Raw genomic sequence first — 17408 nt, 5'->3', positions numbered from 1 at the left:
TTACTAATTATTTTATTTGGAATTGGATATCATTGTCAACACAATTTATTCGACTAAATTTTATTCCTTTTGAAAAATCAATGTTTGATTTATTTTTAAAGACAAATTTTCCATTTTTTTCTTCCATTTCACCAAAACCTTCTATTGCATTATTTTCGTTGAGAAGAAATGCTACTTCCCTAACTGATTCTTTGCCTTCAGAGGTAAAAGTATAGTCTGCAAATAGTTTATTGCCTTCTAACTTCCCTTCAAGGGTCCCTGTATTCTTATCTTTTCCTGAAATTTGATATTTTAATATTCCTGTTGCCACATTCTGAAACAGTTCAACTTTAAGCCAAATACTGTCTTTGTCCGATAACGAAGCAAAACAGTTGCTTTTGGGAATCATAATTTTTTGGGTTTCCGCAGAAGTGTTTTTGTCGGATTTATCCTGTTTCGTAACGCAGGAAAAAATGGAGAAGCTCAATCCTATAAATAAAATAATATTTCTCATGGTTTTAATGTTTTGTTTGTTCGCGTTATTTTAAACTTGCTGTTAACTCACAAATATACCGAAAATTTTGAAAGAAAAAACTGAATAGTAGCAAAGCTTTTAAAGAGAAATTGTTCGATTAAGCACTATTCCTGCCATTTAAAAAACCGCTGTTAGCCAACGTTTCTTTGAATCAGTATCTTTTCTAACTTCAATATATTTCTATAACATAGATACAGAAGAGCAAATCCAAAAACACCAAATGAACAATCGATTACTTGCCAATAGAAAGGAATTTCTCTTAGAGGTCCGGCAATAAATGCCAATGGAAAAACCATAAAACATGAAATCATTCCAAATTGAATTACCCAAATGTTTTTCAAAGGATCTCTCAAAGGTCCAATAAATGCAACTGCAATTACAATATGTGCAAAAGCAAGCCAATCCGTTCCATAACTTAAGTAAGGATAATTGTCATTGGTACTTTTTACGGCAACATAAACCTGGTTAATCCAGTTTTGGAAATATTGAGGGAAAGAAGAAATATTTGCATTGACTATTTCTAACTCTGTTTCGATAGGAAAAGCGGTAACGCCACTAAGCACCAGACTGATAATAAAAAATATGATTAAAAGTTTTATTCGCTTTCTTAATCTGCTTTCACTTTGCTCTGTCATAGCTATTCGATGTTTTGGTTCGCGTTGTTTTGAAATGTTGGCTAACACACAAATATACCGAAAAGTTGAAAGAAAAAACCTTACTTCGGAGAAGAATACTATGCACTGACCATTACCGATTAACACTGAACTTAGCCATAGCTCAAAAACTGTTGTTCGCTACCGTTTTCAATGTTTATATGAAGTCGTGTTCTTTTACTTTTTGTGTTGCATTGTTACTGAAGTCCATGCGATAATTACCAATGCAATTAGTTCAACAACTGTCCGCAAGATGTGAAACGTCCACCATTTGTCACGCATCTCAGTCCAATTGTCAGGTGGTGAAGCAATACTCCAGGAAAGTATCTCCGTTTGAATAGGCAAATTGCCGAACCGGGAAATAACTATACATGATGCAAGAAAAAAGGCTGCGGTGAGTAAAGAGACGAATGTAAACTTTTCTTGCCGTTGAAGAAAAGCGGAAACGATTGTAACAAGTGTAGCAATTACTACAAGTGCAGTCATTAAGGTGTTGAGTGAAGCAATAAGATGCTGTTGTTGTTCAATGTATGTAGATGCAGAATAGTTTAATGGATTGAAACCAACCCATATTCCAAAACTTGTCCCGGCAAGTAGGGCTACTAGAAGGATGTTGCAAAAGCGAATAATTGTTGCTGTCATATTCTTCAATAGTCAATTCTGTTTACTACCGCAATCGCCATTCCATCATATTCTTTCACGCCAACTGTGTGTAAAATTGTCGCTGTGACTTTCGTGTTTTCGCTAAGCATTTTGTTTAGTCGTTGTACACCTTGCACTTTTTCGTCAGTACTATTATTGTCAAGTACTTTGCCTTCTCTAATTACATTGTCACAGATAATTAGAGTTCCTGGCCTTGCAAGTTTTAAGGCATAGTCAAAATATTCTGTGTACGGTGGTTTATCTGCATCAATGAAAATCATATCAAAAGGTTTTCCATTTTCTGCAATGATTTGAGGTAAAATATCTAATGCCTTACCAACTCTTAAATCTACTTTTTCAGTAAGTCCTGCATTGTCAATATTTTTTTGAGCAACTTCTCCGTGTTGTTTGTCAACCTCAATAGTTATAACTTTTCCATCCTTAGGTAAAGCTCTTGCAATCCAAATAGTACTATAAGCACCCAAAGTTCCCAATTCCAAAACTTTAGTAGCGTTACAAGCTATCATCATTACTTGCAAAAATTTTCCTTGGTTTGCTGAAACACTATGTTGAGGCAGTCCTTCCGTGTCAAGTGATTTAATTGTGTCGGTTAATGCCTTGTCCTCTGGTGCAAGTAAACCACTAATGTATTTGTCAACCTGTGAAAATAATTCCGTGTCCATAAATAAATATCATTTGATTAGGTGTTGTTAAATGGTTGCGGCTAACGTTCCGACGGTCTTAAACTGTTGCGGACATTTTGTTACTGATGTATACAAATATACCGAAAAGTTAGAAAGAAAAAGTTGAATAGGAGCAAAGGCTTTAAAGACGAATCTTATCATTTAAAACGAAAGTGTCGCCATTTTATAAAACCGCTGTTACCTGCTGGCGTTTTTGTTCACCGATTATTTTTTGCCGTATTGCCAAAATCTTCCTTTTCCGTCTGCCACCCATTCCAAAGTTTGGTCAATTCTTTTTTGTCTCGTTGCGTCTGTTTTTGCATCAATAATCCAAACTAAATAGTCCTTACGAAATGCGTCAGATTTTGCGTCCCAAATAGCTTTTGCTTTTTTGTCTGCATTTAGTGCTTTTGCTAAATAGTCTGGTGTCTCTATAACTTTTGGTTTGTCGGAAACTGGAATTACTTTTTTAATTCCTTGCTCATTAATTGTCATTGCTTCTTTGATTAAAGAAACTAAAACTTTCTTTGAAGGCAATTCGCTAACAGATTTCAATTTGTCCATATAGCCAAATTTTTTGCCTGCTTTCACACTTTCGGCAATTTCTTTGTCTTTCAAAAACTCTGCTTTGTAAATGCTAAACGAACAATGATTTTTGAAACTTCCTAACATCAACAAATGGTCATCTTTGTAGGCATAGTGTGGTGTTCCCCATTTAATGTCTTCTTCTATTTGAGGACAAGTTTCAAAAATAATTTCTCTCAAAAACTCTAAAATTGGTTTTGCAAATTCTTGTGATTTAGCAATGTATTCATCTACTTTTTTATTTTGTGCCATAATAGTTTATTTTTTGGTTATAAATATATGAAACAGCAAGAATGCCTAAAAAAGCCAATGGCATAATCATATAGCCAATGTTTTTATCTACACAAGTATGACTTATAAATGCAAAAATGAATGTAAATCCAAGTCCTGCATAAGCCCATTCTTTGACATTTGTTGGTGTTTTGGGATATACAATAGCTATCACACCAAACACTTTTGCAATTACGAGTGAGTATGCAAAATAGTCTGGGTAAGAAAGTGCTTTTGTTCCAAAAGTCATATACTCTGGTGCAATAATCCAAGTGCTAATTGGCATTACTGCTTCCATTAAAGCAATAATGATGGTTGCTGTCCAAAAGATTATTTTATTCTTTTTCATTTTCTTGAAATTTTAAATGTTAAACAATTATTCTGTTGGAAATTTAGTAATGTCCATATACAAAACTTCCCATAGGTGTCCGTCTAAATCTTCGAAACTGTGTTGTTGCATAAAGCCATAATCTTTTGGCTCGTTGGTTTCTTTTCCACCTGATTTTAGTGCTTGTTCTATCATTGTATTTACTTCCTCTATACTATCTACAGAAACTGAATTGATAACAGAAGCTGTTGAATTTGTGTTGCTAATTTCTTTTTTGGTAAATTCTCTGAACTTTGGGAAAGTCAAAAGCATAACATAAATTTCTTCAGTCAGTACCATACAGGCAGCCGTTTCATCTGTAAATTGTGGATTGTTTATAAACCCAATTGCTGTGTAAAAGGTCATTGCCTTTTGTAAATCTGCTACAGGCAGATTGATAAAAATTTTCTTTGCCATTTTATTACTTTTTAAATTATTAATTAATGATGCAAAGATGAAGTAACCATTTCTACAAAACTTTTACATATGTTGAGAAAATGAAAAATTTATTTATTGATTAAGAAAATTCTGCTCAATTGAGTTGGTGTAATACCTAAATAAGATGCGATATGATGCTTTTTTAGCCGTTTAACAAGCATGGGATATTTATTTAAAAAGTCGTCATATCGTTTTGCTGAGGTTTCTGTACGTATTGCAATTTCTAAAGGTTCTTTTTCAATTATCCAATGACGTTCGTTGTATGCAATATAGAATTGGGCTATATCTGGGTGTTGTTTGAAGAGATTTTTAAATTCAAAAAAGTCGTATTCTAAAACAGTGGTATCTTCAATGGCTGTTATATAAAAGTCGCTTGGCTTGTTTGTCAGCATTGCAACCAAAGAAGCTGCAAATTTTTGTTCGGGGAAAAAGTGTTTTATAACAACACTTCCATCATCCAAAATAGCGTTCTGCGAAAAAAGTCCACTTATTACAAAAGCAACTTTCTTGGGATGTTGCCCAATTAAAATAAAATTGTCGTTTTTGCTGTACTTTTTCTTTTGTAAAAGATTTGTCCACGCTAATTCTGCCTGTTCAGAAATATTGTGATAAGTTCTAACTTTTTGAAAAAATATTTCTGTAATCATCTTGTCAACTATGTCAGTTTATTTTTTATAGGATGTATCTTACCCTTGCAGATAACTCACAAATATACCGAAAAGCCAGAAATATAAGTGCTGAATAGGAGCAAAGGCTTTAAAGACGAATCTTATCATTTAAAACGAAAGTGTCGCCATTTTATAAAACCGCTGTTATGCAACGCATTTAATTATTCCTTCTTTAAAATCTTCCATAATAAAATAGATAGAATCGTAGCCTTTATTGCTTGTCCATTTTTCGTCATTGTATAAAAGTGAAATATATTCACCGATAAAGGGTCTGGAATATTTACCCTTAATGCCGGCGATTACATATTCAAGTTCAATTATAAGTTCATCATTTTGCTTTGGTTCATATGCAAAATCAAAAACGGTAGTATTGTTTAGAAATTTTAGGATGCTTTCAGCGGTCATTTCATTTTTTAATTCTTGAGCTGCTCCTTGATATACCCAATCAATACCACTATTATTATCTTCTCTTATTCCAATAAACTTTCTGAGTTTCCACTTGATTACAATCGCTTCATATTCCTCCCTGCTTACTGTAATTTTAGTTTTATTACGACGGGAATTTTTGTTATGAGTTATAGGTTTGATCGCATCAACTTGAACTTTTTTTTGCTCAATTGTGATAAATTCAATTTGACTCATATAATTAGTTATAGTATTTGTAATATGTTGTCTAACGGTTTGCAGCTATGCGCAGGTGTTGTTGGTGGCAGGTGTTACATCTTTACTGTTTCAGTCCCATTTCTAACCTACGTAAAATTACTAAAAATTATACCCAAAATGAAGCCCAGGTTCATAACCAAAGTATTTTGGCCATTTACTTTCTTTTAATTCAAAAGATTGTGGTGTATTGGTTTTTACAGGCCAATGCGTCAAACCAATAGAGGGTTCTATAAAGAAACGGTTTTTAAATAGTTTAACCTGGTAACCCAAACGGTAGGTTATAAATAAGGTGTATCCTTTTGCAATCTTATTATTATCCTCATCATAATATTTTTGAAAAGCATTCATGGCATGAACGCCTGTGTAGAATCCTTTCCACCAAAAGCGATTGTATGCCAATCCAATAACATTTTGGCGTATATGTCCGGGATAGTTTTCTCCCGGTGCATCAAATGAGTCACCCCAAGGGATACCTAACGGGTAAGCAAACCTGGATTTTTTTAATTCTAAGAAAACAACATCTTTAGGTGTTATCCTGTATCCGAGATTTACTTGTATAAAATGAGGTGGATTTCGGTCATTAGGAATAAAATTTCCTAACATCAGGAAGGTACTTCCAACAAAATACTTTTTATAAGTACTGTCTTGTTCGGTATATTGGGCTTTAACATGTAGTGTACTTGCCATCATTAAAATCAAGGCGAACCATAAAAACTTCTTTTGCATGTCTTTTTCTAGTGTTAGATGATACAGCAAAAGTAGATTGGCAGGTAACTTAAATACGTTCACTAAAGTTAAGAAATCACGCTTAACCTTTATCTTTCTCCAAAATCCTTGCCCTTAACCTGCTTAAGGATTGTGGTTTTATACCAAGATAACTTGCTAACTGGTGTTGTGGTACACGTTGAACAAGGTCTGGTCGTGATTGCAATAAATTCAAATAGCGCTGTTCAGGGGAAGAAGTCTTAAACGCGTCAAAGTCTATTTGTTGTTTAGCTAAAAGTTCTTCGGATAATATTCTGCACAAGGTTTCAAATTTTGGAAATTTACTGTTTATTTCTGCTTCCATTTCAGAATTTGAAACGGTAAGAATACTGTCTTCAACACAACTGATGAAATATTCTGAAGGCGCTTTATTGATAACACAATGTGGTGTTAAGGCGTCCATTTCGGTGTAGAAAGCTGTTGTTTTTTCTTCTCCGTCTATTATGTAATACGTCCGGATACAGCCTTTTAAAACAAAGTAGCTGTCTTTCGAGGTTTGTCCTTCTTTGAGTAAAGTCGTACCTTTCTTTACCGAGCGAAACAGGTCTAACGAAAGTATTGCGTTCTTCTCCTCTTCTGTCAGAGAAACGTATTTTGATATAAAGTCAAATAATAAATCCTGCATTGTTTTTATGTTGTTACTGTCGTCTGTTGCACTTGTTATCAATTTCCCACCGGCTTAAAAAAGTGACGGAATTTTAGTACTGATTTTCAAATGTAGGGAAAAGTTTAAAGAGAAAAGTTAAATTAAAGCAAAGACTTTAAAGCGGAATTGTTCCATTAAACACAGAATCCTAACTTTCACAAAATCGCAGTTAGCGGAGTTTTAAATTTTTGAATTGTTTTTTTTCTTCAGGATTTTTATGTAAAGTTGTATTTCCATTATAATAGTAAAAAAACACGAGCTGTTTGTTTTTAAAATAATAGGGGATAACCTCTTTTCAGAAATACATTAGACGAATAGTAAAATTCCGTTAGTATTATTTTAATTTTAAGCAACCAAAATGAAAAAACATACAGAATCGACTTATTCAATACTAAAAGTGAATCATTCAAAACCCAATAGCCGAATAACAGCTGCCGATTTCTTACCTGATCCGGAATCTCGTTTAGATTCTGCACAGATGAAGTATAAGCCAATGTCAGCCTTTGATATTCCTTACAGAGACTTAACTGATGCTAAGACTAAACGAGAAAGCATTGGCCAATTAATTGACAAACTGGATGTTGTTAAAAACATTAGATACCAAAGAACAATAGAAGACACCTATTGTAATGTTTACTCTTACGATTATTGTCGTTTCTGCAAAGTGTATCTTCCTACTGTTTGGTGGACAGATCAGGCTCTGGAAAAAATATTGGAAGGACAGGAAGTAGAACCTATTATGGGAGAAACTGTAGATCACATTTATTCCAGTGCCATACACGATTGGTTTTTAAAATGGGGAGAAGATTTTGGATGGAAAAGAATGTTTACTGCCGAGGAAATTCAAAATAAAGTGAACACCGATGGTGGTGTCGGAATTATTTGTGCCAAAAGAAAAGAAAAAGGGCTCTCCGGACACATCGTTCCTGTTGTCCCGGAAACGAGCGAACATCAAGCCTACAGAGAGAATGGCATTGTAATATACCCATTGCAGTCGCAAGCGGGAAAGGTGAATTACAATTATTTTTCAGAAGTTAAAAAAGATTGGTGGAATGACGAACTATATTCCTCTTACGTGTTTTATTACCATGATTAAACGATATCTGAAACCAATTAATTCCAATAATAAATCAGACAATTAAAAGATTTTGTATTATTATTTGATTTTCAATGAATTAACCATATGAAATAAGATAATAATGAGTACCTTCGCAACCTGGAAAAAATAAGGACAGTAAAAGCTGTAACAGGGCAAATTTATCTGCTTAAATTATTGATATGAAGGTGATTAATGATAGCAGTGATTTTATAACTCCATTACAAAATTTTGCTTTTTATCAATCGTTCAGTCGATTCAAATGCAAAATTTCTGAGACTGAAATATAAATTCCTATAATTTAAAAATAAGAGAATGGATTTAATAATTTGTTTAATCCGTTTGAAGGATTGCTTTTGTTTTGATTTCTAGTAGATTAAACTTCATGCTTCCGAATAAAAAATAATGACTTTAAAAAGTTCAAAATAACCATAAAAAGAAAACTAGTATAAATGAAAGACAATCAGACAAAAAAATATTATTGGGGAATTGGATTAGAAAACGAAACCTACATGCAATTTGAAGAATCCCTAATAGTTTCTGGTGCGTTTATACAAGAAAAAATTGGTTTTGAGCGATACAGCATTGATTATAGAAAATGCTATAAACCCGAAAGCTTGACCCCTTTATTAAAAAAGGCTTTTGGTGGTAACAAAAACTACAAAGTGAGCAGAATGATTAATAGTCATTCGCTGGAAAAACTCGACATAAACTATCAGCACAAAACCTTACCGGAAGTTAAATCATTAGTAGGAAACACCGGAATAGATGAGGTGAAGCCAAAACCAGTTTCAAATCCGGAATATTTGGGGAAATCCATTATGGAACTTTTTCTTGAGGATCAACCGTACAATATTCAAAGTATGATTACCCAAAGAAATAAAACGATGGGATCTGTACATTTTGATGGGGATTCTATCGAATTTGTAACCAAATATTTTGAAAACAGAACAATTTCAGATTCCTGTAAAGAGTTGGAAGCCACCAAAAAGTTATTTCTGGATAAAATTAATGAATCGTCCGTACTAAATGGGAAATTAAACTTTCCGGATTACAATAACGGTCTTAATATGTTCATGACCAATCAGGAAAATCTTGTTTTGTTTAATAATGGCACCTATCATTTTCATATCACATTACCCTCACTAACAGAAAACAGTAGGATTGTAGATTATATTGATTTTGATAAAACGCACGCAAATGCCATTTATTTGTTGCAATGGTTTGAGCCTTTTTTTATAGCAACTCTTGGCAGTCCCGACATTATGGGAGTAATAAGCGATAAATATAGCTTAGACAAAAAATTTACTTTAGGTTCTATGAGAAATGCCATGTCCCGATACATAGGGGTAGGGACTTTTAACAAAGCGATGCCTAAGGGAAAAATTCTAACTTGCAAAGTGGATGATTTCAGAAAGTTGCTAAAGTTTGAAAAAGAAGAAAACATTTGGTGGCGAGATCAGATTGAATTAGAAATGGAATATGAATTGCTTTCTGAAGTGGGTCTCGATTTTAATCAGGAAAAAATGTACCAAAGCGGCTTTGAATTCAGAAGTTTTGATGAATTTCCTGCAGCGTATTTAAATGACGTTCTTTTTTCAATTATCTTAATTTGTGAGCATTCTTTAAATCTGCCGGATGTACAATGGGGACATGACAGTGTGGCTTGGAATAATTTAGTTTTTAAAACCTTAAAATATGGTTATTTAACGGAAATTAATGCCCTCGAAAAGAAAGAGGTTTTAGACCTGTTACAAATAATAACTCCCTCAGACAGCAACTACGATACGCTCAAAACAGAATTTGAAGCTATTGTAATGTTGGACGAATTTTTCTTTAAAATTTTGGCTGTTTTACATGAAAAGTACAAAGACCACAACGTATGTCTCGATGCTATGTATGGGCAAAAAACCAGTTTTCCTCCAAAATGGGATAACTTCAATAAATACCAAACAGAGCAACATCTGCAACAAATAGGAGCTTTCTCCACGATTCAATAAAGAGAAATTGTATCATTTGGTGCATTAAGTTATTGAAGTCTCCTTATTGGTACAAAATTACCGCTAACGTCCCGCCGGCTTTAATAAGTTGGGAATTTTTATTACTGATGTTTACAAATATACCGAAAAGAATGAATGAAAAAAGTTGAAATAAAAGAAGAAATCTAAGCCTGAACTCTTTCAATTACACACTGTCTCCGTCATTTTATAAAACCGCTGTTAGCAGTCGTTAAGTTATCAAGCCTTCGTTTTTCATTATTTGTAATGCTCTTTCAGTTTCTTTTTCTCCATCATTTAAAGAACCCGGAAGCATAATTAATCGTTTTTTTAATTTCCCGTTTTCATCGTTAAACATTACTTCGAATCTCGCGCGCGTTAACCCTTTTTTTCCGTCAAAGAATTTTATATGTGTTATTCTATTTCTCTCAATTATTGGAGTTGCAGAATTGTTTATACTTTTTACTATTCCATAGATTAAAAAAACAGTTAGTAAACTATAAAAAATGAAAGTCGGATTATCTTCTTTTTGAAAGCTTTTGTACGCATTGTAGATTAGAAAAATAGAAAGTAATGAATAAACTATTAATATTCTTGAAATTCCATTTCCTAAAGTGATTTTTGAAACATTTCCAATTATACCGTCTCTGGTTAAAATTATTTTCTCTGGTAAAATATGACAAAAACCGGTTTTAGTTTTAAATGTATTTTCGCTTTCCATTTCGTTTTAGAATGTTTTTTCGCATCGTTAGATTAATGACTGCTAACTCACAAATATACCGAAAAGAATGAAAGAAAAAAGTTGAAAAATAGGAGAGAAGTTCAAACACCGGCTCTTCCCGATAAACACCGAAACCCCACTTGCTCAAAACCGCTGTTAGCAGATGTTTTATTGTAGCGGCGTACCCCTTGTCAACTTTTTTACATAAATTAATCCATCAAACATTTCTGAATATTTTTCTGATGCTATCTGAAATTTCACATATTTAGGATTGAAGCCATAACCACCTATAACAACATAGTTTCGTTTTTGCTCAATAAAATTCTTCATCGAAAGATTCAATTTTGCAATATTGAAATCGAAATAAAATACTTCAGGTTCGGCGGTAAATAAAAATTCTGAATTGGTATTTTTTACGGGTTCATTAAGTACATTATTCTCCCACTTTTTTTCTTTTTGATTATAACCCAATAAAGTTCCAATTCCAAATTCAAAACCCATCGAATAGTAGTTGCTGCTGTATTTTTTAGAAAGATGATTTCCCATTGATGGAACATTCTCTTTGAATAATGAAGTTTTTTTTATGTGTTCATTATGTGCCCAGATGAATATTTTTTCACCACTTTTTTCATGGATTTTTTCTATTAATCTGGCCATACACTTATCTCTTGTAATTTGTGTAGGATTTACTATAAAGTCTAAATAGTTTGAAAAGCTTTCGACAACCAGAATTAAATCACTGTTAGCGTTTGAATTTGATTTTATTTCAGATACTAATTTTCTAGCTTGTGAAATTGTAGAATTATCGAAGTTTGAATAATCTTTAAGCGAGAATATCTCCTTTGAAAAATATTCCAGGACTTCATTTTGCTGCCCATCTGTTGCTATTTTACATTCCTGAAGTTTTTCTTTGATGATTGTTGCCAATCTATAATTGAACATGCAGTCGTTTCCATAAAAACAGATCCGGTTGTTTGATGGTTGGGAAGAATTGTAGTTTTTCATCCACTCAATAAGTGCATACATTTCTTCTGTTTTCCAAATATGCTGACGCAAATCTTTTATTAAGTTCCTGAGATTACTTTCTTTTCCGTTTATATATTCGTTAATGTCATGAGTCGAGCCAAAACTTTCTTCTAGAACAAATATTTTTACTCCTTGATGAAGTACTAGATATTTAAAAAATATGGACTTGAGATCGAAAAATTCTTTGTTATGATGCGTTGCTTCACCAAAGCCAAAAATTTTTGCATTACGGAATTCCAGACTCAATAAATTTCCGTCAATTCTGAACTCTTGATTTACGTTCAATTGTTCAAGATTGATAGAATTTTGATTCAACCAATCTTTTACATCTTTATTTTGAGCATCAGCAAAAAAGTTTATGAATAATAGGGAAATTGTAAGTAAAACTTTCATTTTGGTTTGTAGAGTTTAAAAATATCTGCTAACCCACAAATATACCGAAAAGTTGGAAAGGAAAAACCTCACTTCTTAGAAGAAGAATATTTACTGACCATTACCGATTAACACTGAACAAAGCCATAGCTCAAAACCGCTGTTAGTGGCTGGCATTATTTTAGATGTTAAACTGATAATATAGATATCCTGGTAAATATTCTTGCTTTACAAAACCAAAGCTTTCATAAAGTTTTTGGGCAGAATAATTGTCAGTTGCAGTGTTTAACGAAATGAAATTTGCGCCATCATTTTTTGCGAAATTTAAAGCTGTATTTAGTAATTTTTCTCCAATACCTTTTTTTCTTTGGTCTATTTCAACATATAAATCTCCGATATGCCAATTCTTTTTGGCGGAAACGGAAGAAAATTTTGGATACAACAGAGTAAAACCTATTGGCTTTGGATTTTCCTTTACGTATGCAACATAGATTTGTGCTTCATTTTGTTCTAAACGTTCTTTTATATATGTTTTTGCGAGTTCAATATCCGAAGGTTGTTTGTAAAATATTCGATATTTATCAAATAGTTCAATTACGATTTCGTTTTCTGAGGAATTAATTTTTTTGATTTCAATATCCATAATATAATTTTCTCGATGTTTTTCCGTCTCGTTTGGTATGCTTGCCACTAACGTCCCGCCGGCTTTAAACTGTGGCGGCGGATTTATCACTGATGTTTACAAATATAACCGAAAAGATTGAAAGAAAAAACCTTACTTCGGAGAAGAAATATAAGCACTGACCATTCCAAATACACACTTAACTTAGTCATTGTTTAAAACCGCTGTTGTACGCAGTTTTTATATGCATAATGTTTAATACTATAAATATCAAATAGGTAATTATAAAAATTGTTAGCGGAATTTGGAATGCTAAATAATCAAACATTTCAATAGGAACTTGTATCAATCTACTTATTATTGGAGTTAACATTAATATAAAGCTAACAATTGTTAGAGTTATGTTGTTTTTCCATTTACTTAGATTTATAACGACTCCAATAATTCCAAGTATTGCAAATAATTGGTCAATATTTCCAAAATCAAAAGACGCAAAAATTAGCCAACAGATGAATGGGAGTCCAATCATTTGTCCGGCAAGAATTATCAAGAAATAAGAAGTTATTGATATTATTCGAATTATGTTATTCATTTTTTGTCCGGTTTGTTGGGAGAAAATTGCGTACAACGTCCCGCCGGCTTTATAAAGTGGCGGAATTTTGTTACTGATGTTTACAAATATAACCGAAAAGATTGAAAGAAAAAACCTCACTTCGAAGAAGAAAGTGCGAGCACCGGCTCTTCCCGATAAACACCGAAACCCCACTTGCTCAAAACCGCTGTTGTGCGTTGTTTTTAAAATTTATATATTATTTTAAAATCAAGATTAAAATTAAAGGCATTAGAAATCCCATTATCTTTAATGAATCCATTCGTACGAATTATACCTCCATCGGGTTCTTCAAAATTTGGGCTCTCAGATTTGTTAATTATATTTGAATATTCCACGTTCCTTTTTCTAAAACCGATACCAACTTTTTGCATAAATGCAATTTTTTTGCCTAAATAATAAATAAGGTTATAGTTAATATTTGTTCCATATTTTATCCTTTTATAATTAGCAAAATCATATTCATAATATTTTTTTTCGTTTAAGTCGTAATACCAATTATCTTCAAATTCATCTTTATGATATATATAAAATAATTCGACTGATATTAAATGTTTCAATTTAGATTTTGGTCTTAAATCATAATAAATTTCTGGACGAATTTCAATTAATTTATAACTGTCAGTTATCCAACCGCCTTCTTCTGCAGGATTTATTGAAATCTTATTATTGCCATAACCAAAATCAAGACCTATCCAATATCTCTCATTCAATTTCCTCATGTAACCGATATTCCATCTTGGAGCATAACTTGCGGTAGGTGTTAAAAGGCTTAAAGAAATTATAGATTTGGGTTCGTTATTTAATTGTTCTTGGCTATTACACATTAGGGTAAATAATGTACTTATGCAAAATAATAATTTCTTTAATTTCATTTTAAGTTTCTGTTTGGACAAAATAACGCACAACGTCCCGCCGGCTTTCTGTCAGTGGCGGTTTATTATTACTGGCGTTCACAAATATACCGAAAAGTAGTAAAGAAAAAACTTCTATTTAAAGAAGAAATGCAAACACTAACCATCCCAAATAAATCCCTAAACCCGCCATTGCAGAAAACCGCTGTTAGCTGCTGCTTTTTTTCAAGTCTTTGGTTGCTGCTTTAATAAATTTTTCTTTGTCCTTTTTCACTTCTTTCAACATTGCTTTTCTTTCGGCTGGTAAGTCATAATACTTTTCCGCCCACAAATTTATTTCAATCATTAAAGGCAATAAATCAATTCCTTTTTGTGTCAGTTTGTATAAAACTTTCGCTTTACTTTCTGGATGGTCTGATTTTGTAATGATTTTGTTTTCTTCAAGCGTTTGAAGTCGTGAAGCCAAAATATTGGTCGCAATTTTTTCGTCTGATTTCAAAAAGTCACCATAAGTGCATTGTTTTGCGAACATTAAATCTCTCACAATTAGTAACGACCACTTGTCGCCCCAAATGTCAAGGGAACAACTAACGGGACAATCTGACCTTTTTTTACTGTCTTTCATAATTTATTTTTAAAAATCACTTGCAAATTAAAAGTTGTTTAATATCTTTGTACTTGCAAATTGCAAGCAAATTTACAAAAAAAATAAACTCAAAGCAAAATATGGACCTAAGAAACAAAACAATATTGATTACTGGTGGTAGTGCTGGTATTGGGCTTGAAGCCACGAAACAATTCTTAGAAATTGGTGCAAAAGTTATAATAACAGGCAGAAATCAAGACAAATTAGATACGGCAAAAAAACTGTATCCGAATGTAATTGCGATAAAAAGCGATGTTGCTAATGAAGAAGATGCAATTTCGCTTTTCAATCAAGTTAAGAGTTTGGGCGGAATTGATATTTTATACAACAACGCAGGTGTTGGCGTAATGCCATCAAATTTGGGCGTTGCAAGCGACAAACATTTTGAAGGGGCGGAATACGAAATGAACATAAATTATTTGGCAATTATTCGTCTGAACAATCTTTTTTTGGATATGTTGAAATCAAAAAGAGAAAGTGCGATTATCAACACAACTTCCGTTTTAAGTTATGTTCCGTCATTGCTTGAAGCAACTTATTCTGCAACAAAAACGGCTTTGGCGTTTTACACAAAGTCGCTTCGTGAACATTTGCGAATTGCAAACAGTAATGTAAAAGTATTTGAGTTGTTGCCACCTGCGGTAGAAACCGAACTAATCGCACACAGAAAGATTAAAAAAATGAGCGCTGAAAAATTGATAAAAGGATTGATTGCAGGATTGCAAAAAGACCAATACACAATTCGTATGGGCTATACAGGTACTTTTTATTACCTTAATCGCATTTTCCCAAAATTAGCTTTCAGCTTGGTTAATCCAAAAAAAGCAGAAAAATACTTACGATAAAAAATGAACAAGATGAAAGCATACACAATAAATCGTTACAGCAAGGAAGACAAACTTCAACTAACGGAAGTTTCAAAACCTGTTGCAAAAGAAAACGAAGTTTTAATTCAAATCCATTCGGTAAGTATCAATCAGTTAGATGCCAAACTAAAAAGTGGCGAATTTAAGTTGTTGTTGCCTTACAAATTTCCATTGATTTTGGGACACGATGTTGCGGGAACGGTTATTGGCGTTGGCTCTAAAGTCAGTCGTTTCAAGATGGGCGATGACGTTTTTGCTCGTCCTGCCGATTTTCGTATCGGTACATTTGCCGAATTCATTGCTGTCAATGAAAATGATGTTGCGTTAAAACCAAAAAATATTTCAATGGAACAAGCGGCTTCAATTCCATTGGTCGCTTTAACTGTTTGGCAAGCGTTTGTTGAAAAAGCAAAACTCAAGAAAGGCCATAAAGTATTTATACAAGCAGGTTCAGGTGGTGTCGGAACGATTGCCATTCAGATGGCGAAACATTTGGGTGCAACTGTCGCCACAACTACAAGTGCCGATAATTTTGAGTTGGTAAAAAGTCTTGGCGCTGATATTGTGATTGATTACAAAACGCAAGATTTTGAAACCATTTTGAAAGATTACGATTTGGTGTTGAACAGTCAAGACGAAAAAACGCTTGAAAAGTCGTTGCGAATTTTGAAGTCAGGCGGAAAAGTCATTTCTATTTCAGGTCCACCTGACACTGCTTTTGCAAAAGAAATTGGTTTGTCATGGTTTATGAAAACAGTAATTTTCTTTTTAAGCTACAAGGTCAGGAAACAAGCGAAAAAACTCAATGTTGATTATTCGTTTCTGTTTATGCAAGCAAATGGGAAACAGTTGTCAGAAATTGGGAAATTGATTGAAAAGGGTGTCATTCGCCCTGTTGTTGATAAAGTATTTCCGTTTGAGCAAATGAACGAAGCAATGTCCTACGTTTCAAGTGGTCGTGCTAAAGGAAAAGTCATTGTTAACCTATTTTAGGACGTCGCGATCGGTAAAGTTGCAGCTAACGTCCCGCCGGCTTTATAAAGGCGAGGACTTTTGTTACTGAAGTTTCAAATATACCGAAAAGTTTAATTGACTCCAGCTCGTTCTATTATGAACCGGCGCTAGCCATTTTATAAAACCGCTGTTAGTGGCTGGTATTATTAATAGGCGCCACTTTCATAGCTTAGTAATTCATTCTTTCCATTAAAGTTCATGATCATCATCCCGTTTGTTTGAATATTTAAAAAATGCAGTTTGTATATATTTTTACTCTTTTCAAATTTATGCAGCACAATTTTATTTTCTTTTGGAGTAACTGAATTAACATCAATTTCTATTACACTTTTCCTTATAACAATTGTTTTATTACAACCAATATTTATTGAAGGACAGTTTCTAAATTCTTCAGTATTATTATAAACATAAATTGTATCTTCTTCTTTTCTACATAATGCATAGAATTTTTTAAACTTCTCCGTGCTAACACTTGTTATCAATATTTTATTTTCATCAAGTTTTCGATGACTTGAGCAACTAATTAAAAATACAAGAAGTAACCACACGCAATACTTATAAAACATATATTATAGTTTAGTTCTGTTATACGCAAACTGAGAAATACTTGCCACTAACGTCCCGCCGGCTTTATAAAGTGGCGGACATTTTGTTACTGATGTTTACAAATATACCGAAAAGATTGATTCA

21 protein-coding genes are annotated in these 17408 nt (G+C 33.0%); 4 read left to right on the top strand and 17 right to left on the bottom strand.

The window, feature by feature from the left end; translation table 11 throughout:
• Positions 1–7: 7 nt before the first annotated feature.
• From ACWPKD_RS03430 to ACWPKD_RS03380, 11 genes are all read right to left on the bottom strand, one after another.
• The gene (locus tag ACWPKD_RS03430) at positions 8–493 is read right to left on the bottom strand and encodes a hypothetical protein (RefSeq protein WP_455411276.1); all 486 of its coding nucleotides are present in this window, start codon (positions 491–493) and stop codon (positions 8–10) included.
• Between the two features lie 152 nt (positions 494–645).
• Entirely contained in the window at positions 646–1149 is a 504-nt protein-coding gene (locus ACWPKD_RS03425; protein ID WP_455411275.1) for a hypothetical protein, read from the bottom strand.
• A 195-nt stretch (positions 1150–1344) separates the two neighbouring features.
• Positions 1345–1809, bottom strand: a complete 465-nt coding sequence (locus ACWPKD_RS03420; protein WP_455411274.1) for a DUF1772 domain-containing protein — start codon at positions 1807–1809, stop codon at positions 1345–1347.
• A 5-nt stretch (positions 1810–1814) separates the two neighbouring features.
• Positions 1815–2492: an O-methyltransferase gene (locus ACWPKD_RS03415; RefSeq protein WP_455411273.1), complete on the bottom strand. Its 678-nt coding sequence runs from the start codon at positions 2490–2492 to the stop codon at positions 1815–1817.
• Between the two features lie 225 nt (positions 2493–2717).
• The gene (locus ACWPKD_RS03410) at positions 2718–3329 is read right to left on the bottom strand and encodes a YdeI/OmpD-associated family protein (RefSeq protein ID WP_455411272.1); all 612 of its coding nucleotides are present in this window, start codon (positions 3327–3329) and stop codon (positions 2718–2720) included.
• Positions 3316–3696 (bottom strand): DoxX family protein, encoded by a 381-nt coding sequence (locus ACWPKD_RS03405; protein WP_455411271.1) that lies wholly within the window; start codon positions 3694–3696, stop codon positions 3316–3318. Before ACWPKD_RS03405 ends, ACWPKD_RS03410 begins: the two co-directional genes overlap by 14 nt.
• A gap of 27 nt (positions 3697–3723) precedes the next feature.
• Positions 3724–4131 carry a VOC family protein gene (locus tag ACWPKD_RS03400; protein WP_455411270.1) on the bottom strand — a complete coding sequence of 136 codons (408 nt, stop codon included), beginning with the start codon at positions 4129–4131 and terminating at the stop codon, positions 3724–3726.
• Between the two features lie 89 nt (positions 4132–4220).
• On the bottom strand, positions 4221–4799 hold the full coding sequence (locus tag ACWPKD_RS03395; protein ID WP_455411269.1) for a Crp/Fnr family transcriptional regulator: 579 nt from the start codon (positions 4797–4799) through the stop codon (positions 4221–4223).
• Positions 4800–4964: 165 nt separating this feature from the next.
• A complete protein-coding gene (locus ACWPKD_RS03390) occupies positions 4965–5462 on the bottom strand; it encodes a hypothetical protein (protein WP_455411268.1) in 498 nt (165 codons plus the stop codon).
• 120 nt (positions 5463–5582) lie between these two features.
• Positions 5583–6209 carry a hypothetical protein gene (locus ACWPKD_RS03385; RefSeq protein WP_455411267.1) on the bottom strand — a complete coding sequence of 209 codons (627 nt, stop codon included), beginning with the start codon at positions 6207–6209 and terminating at the stop codon, positions 5583–5585.
• Between the two features lie 82 nt (positions 6210–6291).
• Positions 6292–6873: a Crp/Fnr family transcriptional regulator gene (locus ACWPKD_RS03380; RefSeq protein WP_455411266.1), complete on the bottom strand. Its 582-nt coding sequence runs from the start codon at positions 6871–6873 to the stop codon at positions 6292–6294.
• Positions 6874–7252: 379 nt separating this feature from the next.
• Between ACWPKD_RS03380 and ACWPKD_RS03375 the strand changes: the two genes are divergently transcribed.
• Positions 7253–7990: a hypothetical protein gene (locus ACWPKD_RS03375; protein ID WP_455411265.1), complete on the top strand. Its 738-nt coding sequence runs from the start codon at positions 7253–7255 to the stop codon at positions 7988–7990.
• 452 nt (positions 7991–8442) lie between these two features.
• Positions 8443–9990 carry a hypothetical protein gene (locus ACWPKD_RS03370; protein WP_455411264.1) on the top strand — a complete coding sequence of 516 codons (1548 nt, stop codon included), beginning with the start codon at positions 8443–8445 and terminating at the stop codon, positions 9988–9990.
• Between the two features lie 229 nt (positions 9991–10219).
• Here ACWPKD_RS03370 and ACWPKD_RS03365 read toward each other — a convergent pair whose 3' ends face one another.
• From ACWPKD_RS03365 to ACWPKD_RS03345, 5 genes are all read right to left on the bottom strand, one after another.
• Positions 10220–10708: a phosphoribosylaminoimidazolesuccinocarboxamide synthase gene (locus tag ACWPKD_RS03365; protein ID WP_455411263.1), complete on the bottom strand. Its 489-nt coding sequence runs from the start codon at positions 10706–10708 to the stop codon at positions 10220–10222.
• 168 nt (positions 10709–10876) lie between these two features.
• The gene (locus ACWPKD_RS03360; RefSeq protein WP_455411262.1) at positions 10877–12127 is read right to left on the bottom strand and encodes an erythromycin esterase family protein; all 1251 of its coding nucleotides are present in this window, start codon (positions 12125–12127) and stop codon (positions 10877–10879) included.
• A gap of 160 nt (positions 12128–12287) precedes the next feature.
• Positions 12288–12749, bottom strand: a complete 462-nt coding sequence (locus tag ACWPKD_RS03355) for a GNAT family N-acetyltransferase (protein ID WP_455411261.1) — start codon at positions 12747–12749, stop codon at positions 12288–12290.
• A gap of 774 nt (positions 12750–13523) precedes the next feature.
• On the bottom strand, positions 13524–14213 hold the full coding sequence (locus tag ACWPKD_RS03350; RefSeq protein ID WP_455411260.1) for a hypothetical protein: 690 nt from the start codon (positions 14211–14213) through the stop codon (positions 13524–13526).
• Positions 14214–14400: 187 nt separating this feature from the next.
• A complete protein-coding gene (locus ACWPKD_RS03345; RefSeq protein WP_455411259.1) occupies positions 14401–14817 on the bottom strand; it encodes a winged helix-turn-helix transcriptional regulator in 417 nt (138 codons plus the stop codon).
• A 53-nt stretch (positions 14818–14870) separates the two neighbouring features.
• On the opposite strand from ACWPKD_RS03345, the gene ACWPKD_RS03340 reads away from it, so the two are divergent.
• On the top strand, positions 14871–15683 hold the full coding sequence (locus tag ACWPKD_RS03340; protein WP_455411258.1) for an SDR family oxidoreductase: 813 nt from the start codon (positions 14871–14873) through the stop codon (positions 15681–15683).
• A gap of 12 nt (positions 15684–15695) precedes the next feature.
• Positions 15696–16697, top strand: a complete 1002-nt coding sequence (locus ACWPKD_RS03335) for an NADP-dependent oxidoreductase (protein ID WP_455411257.1) — start codon at positions 15696–15698, stop codon at positions 16695–16697.
• Positions 16698–16864: 167 nt separating this feature from the next.
• On the opposite strand, the gene ACWPKD_RS03330 is transcribed toward ACWPKD_RS03335, so the two are convergent.
• Entirely contained in the window at positions 16865–17284 is a 420-nt protein-coding gene (locus ACWPKD_RS03330; protein WP_455411256.1) for a hypothetical protein, read from the bottom strand.
• Positions 17285–17408: the final 124 nt, after the last annotated feature.

This window comes from Flavobacterium pedocola, assembly GCF_053764385.1.
This window is presented reverse-complemented; position numbering and strand designations above follow the sequence as displayed.

Bases quoted from the DNA above. Each gene is read 5' to 3' on its own strand.
- ACWPKD_RS03430 (WP_455411276.1), bottom strand. From the start codon at position 493: ATGAGAAATATTATTTTATTTATAGGATTGAGCTTCTCCATTTTTTCC.
- ACWPKD_RS03425 (WP_455411275.1), bottom strand. From the start codon at position 1,149: ATGACAGAGCAAAGTGAAAGCAGATTAAGAAAGCGAATAAAACTTTTA.
- ACWPKD_RS03420 (WP_455411274.1), bottom strand. From the start codon at position 1,809: ATGACAGCAACAATTATTCGCTTTTGCAACATCCTTCTAGTAGCCCTA.
- ACWPKD_RS03415 (WP_455411273.1), bottom strand. From the start codon at position 2,492: ATGGACACGGAATTATTTTCACAGGTTGACAAATACATTAGTGGTTTA.
- ACWPKD_RS03410 (WP_455411272.1), bottom strand. From the start codon at position 3,329: ATGGCACAAAATAAAAAAGTAGATGAATACATTGCTAAATCACAAGAA.
- ACWPKD_RS03405 (WP_455411271.1), bottom strand. From the start codon at position 3,696: ATGAAAAAGAATAAAATAATCTTTTGGACAGCAACCATCATTATTGCT.
- ACWPKD_RS03400 (WP_455411270.1), bottom strand. From the start codon at position 4,131: ATGGCAAAGAAAATTTTTATCAATCTGCCTGTAGCAGATTTACAAAAG.
- ACWPKD_RS03395 (WP_455411269.1), bottom strand. From the start codon at position 4,799: ATGATTACAGAAATATTTTTTCAAAAAGTTAGAACTTATCACAATATT.
- ACWPKD_RS03390 (WP_455411268.1), bottom strand. From the start codon at position 5,462: ATGAGTCAAATTGAATTTATCACAATTGAGCAAAAAAAAGTTCAAGTT.
- ACWPKD_RS03385 (WP_455411267.1), bottom strand. From the start codon at position 6,209: ATGCAAAAGAAGTTTTTATGGTTCGCCTTGATTTTAATGATGGCAAGT.
- ACWPKD_RS03380 (WP_455411266.1), bottom strand. From the start codon at position 6,873: ATGCAGGATTTATTATTTGACTTTATATCAAAATACGTTTCTCTGACA.
- ACWPKD_RS03375 (WP_455411265.1), top strand. From the start codon at position 7,253: ATGAAAAAACATACAGAATCGACTTATTCAATACTAAAAGTGAATCAT.
- ACWPKD_RS03370 (WP_455411264.1), top strand. From the start codon at position 8,443: ATGAAAGACAATCAGACAAAAAAATATTATTGGGGAATTGGATTAGAA.
- ACWPKD_RS03365 (WP_455411263.1), bottom strand. From the start codon at position 10,708: ATGGAAAGCGAAAATACATTTAAAACTAAAACCGGTTTTTGTCATATT.
- ACWPKD_RS03360 (WP_455411262.1), bottom strand. From the start codon at position 12,127: ATGAAAGTTTTACTTACAATTTCCCTATTATTCATAAACTTTTTTGCT.
- ACWPKD_RS03355 (WP_455411261.1), bottom strand. From the start codon at position 12,749: ATGGATATTGAAATCAAAAAAATTAATTCCTCAGAAAACGAAATCGTA.
- ACWPKD_RS03350 (WP_455411260.1), bottom strand. From the start codon at position 14,213: ATGAAATTAAAGAAATTATTATTTTGCATAAGTACATTATTTACCCTA.
- ACWPKD_RS03345 (WP_455411259.1), bottom strand. From the start codon at position 14,817: ATGAAAGACAGTAAAAAAAGGTCAGATTGTCCCGTTAGTTGTTCCCTT.
- ACWPKD_RS03335 (WP_455411257.1), top strand. From the start codon at position 15,696: ATGAAAGCATACACAATAAATCGTTACAGCAAGGAAGACAAACTTCAA.
- ACWPKD_RS03330 (WP_455411256.1), bottom strand. From the start codon at position 17,284: ATGTTTTATAAGTATTGCGTGTGGTTACTTCTTGTATTTTTAATTAGT.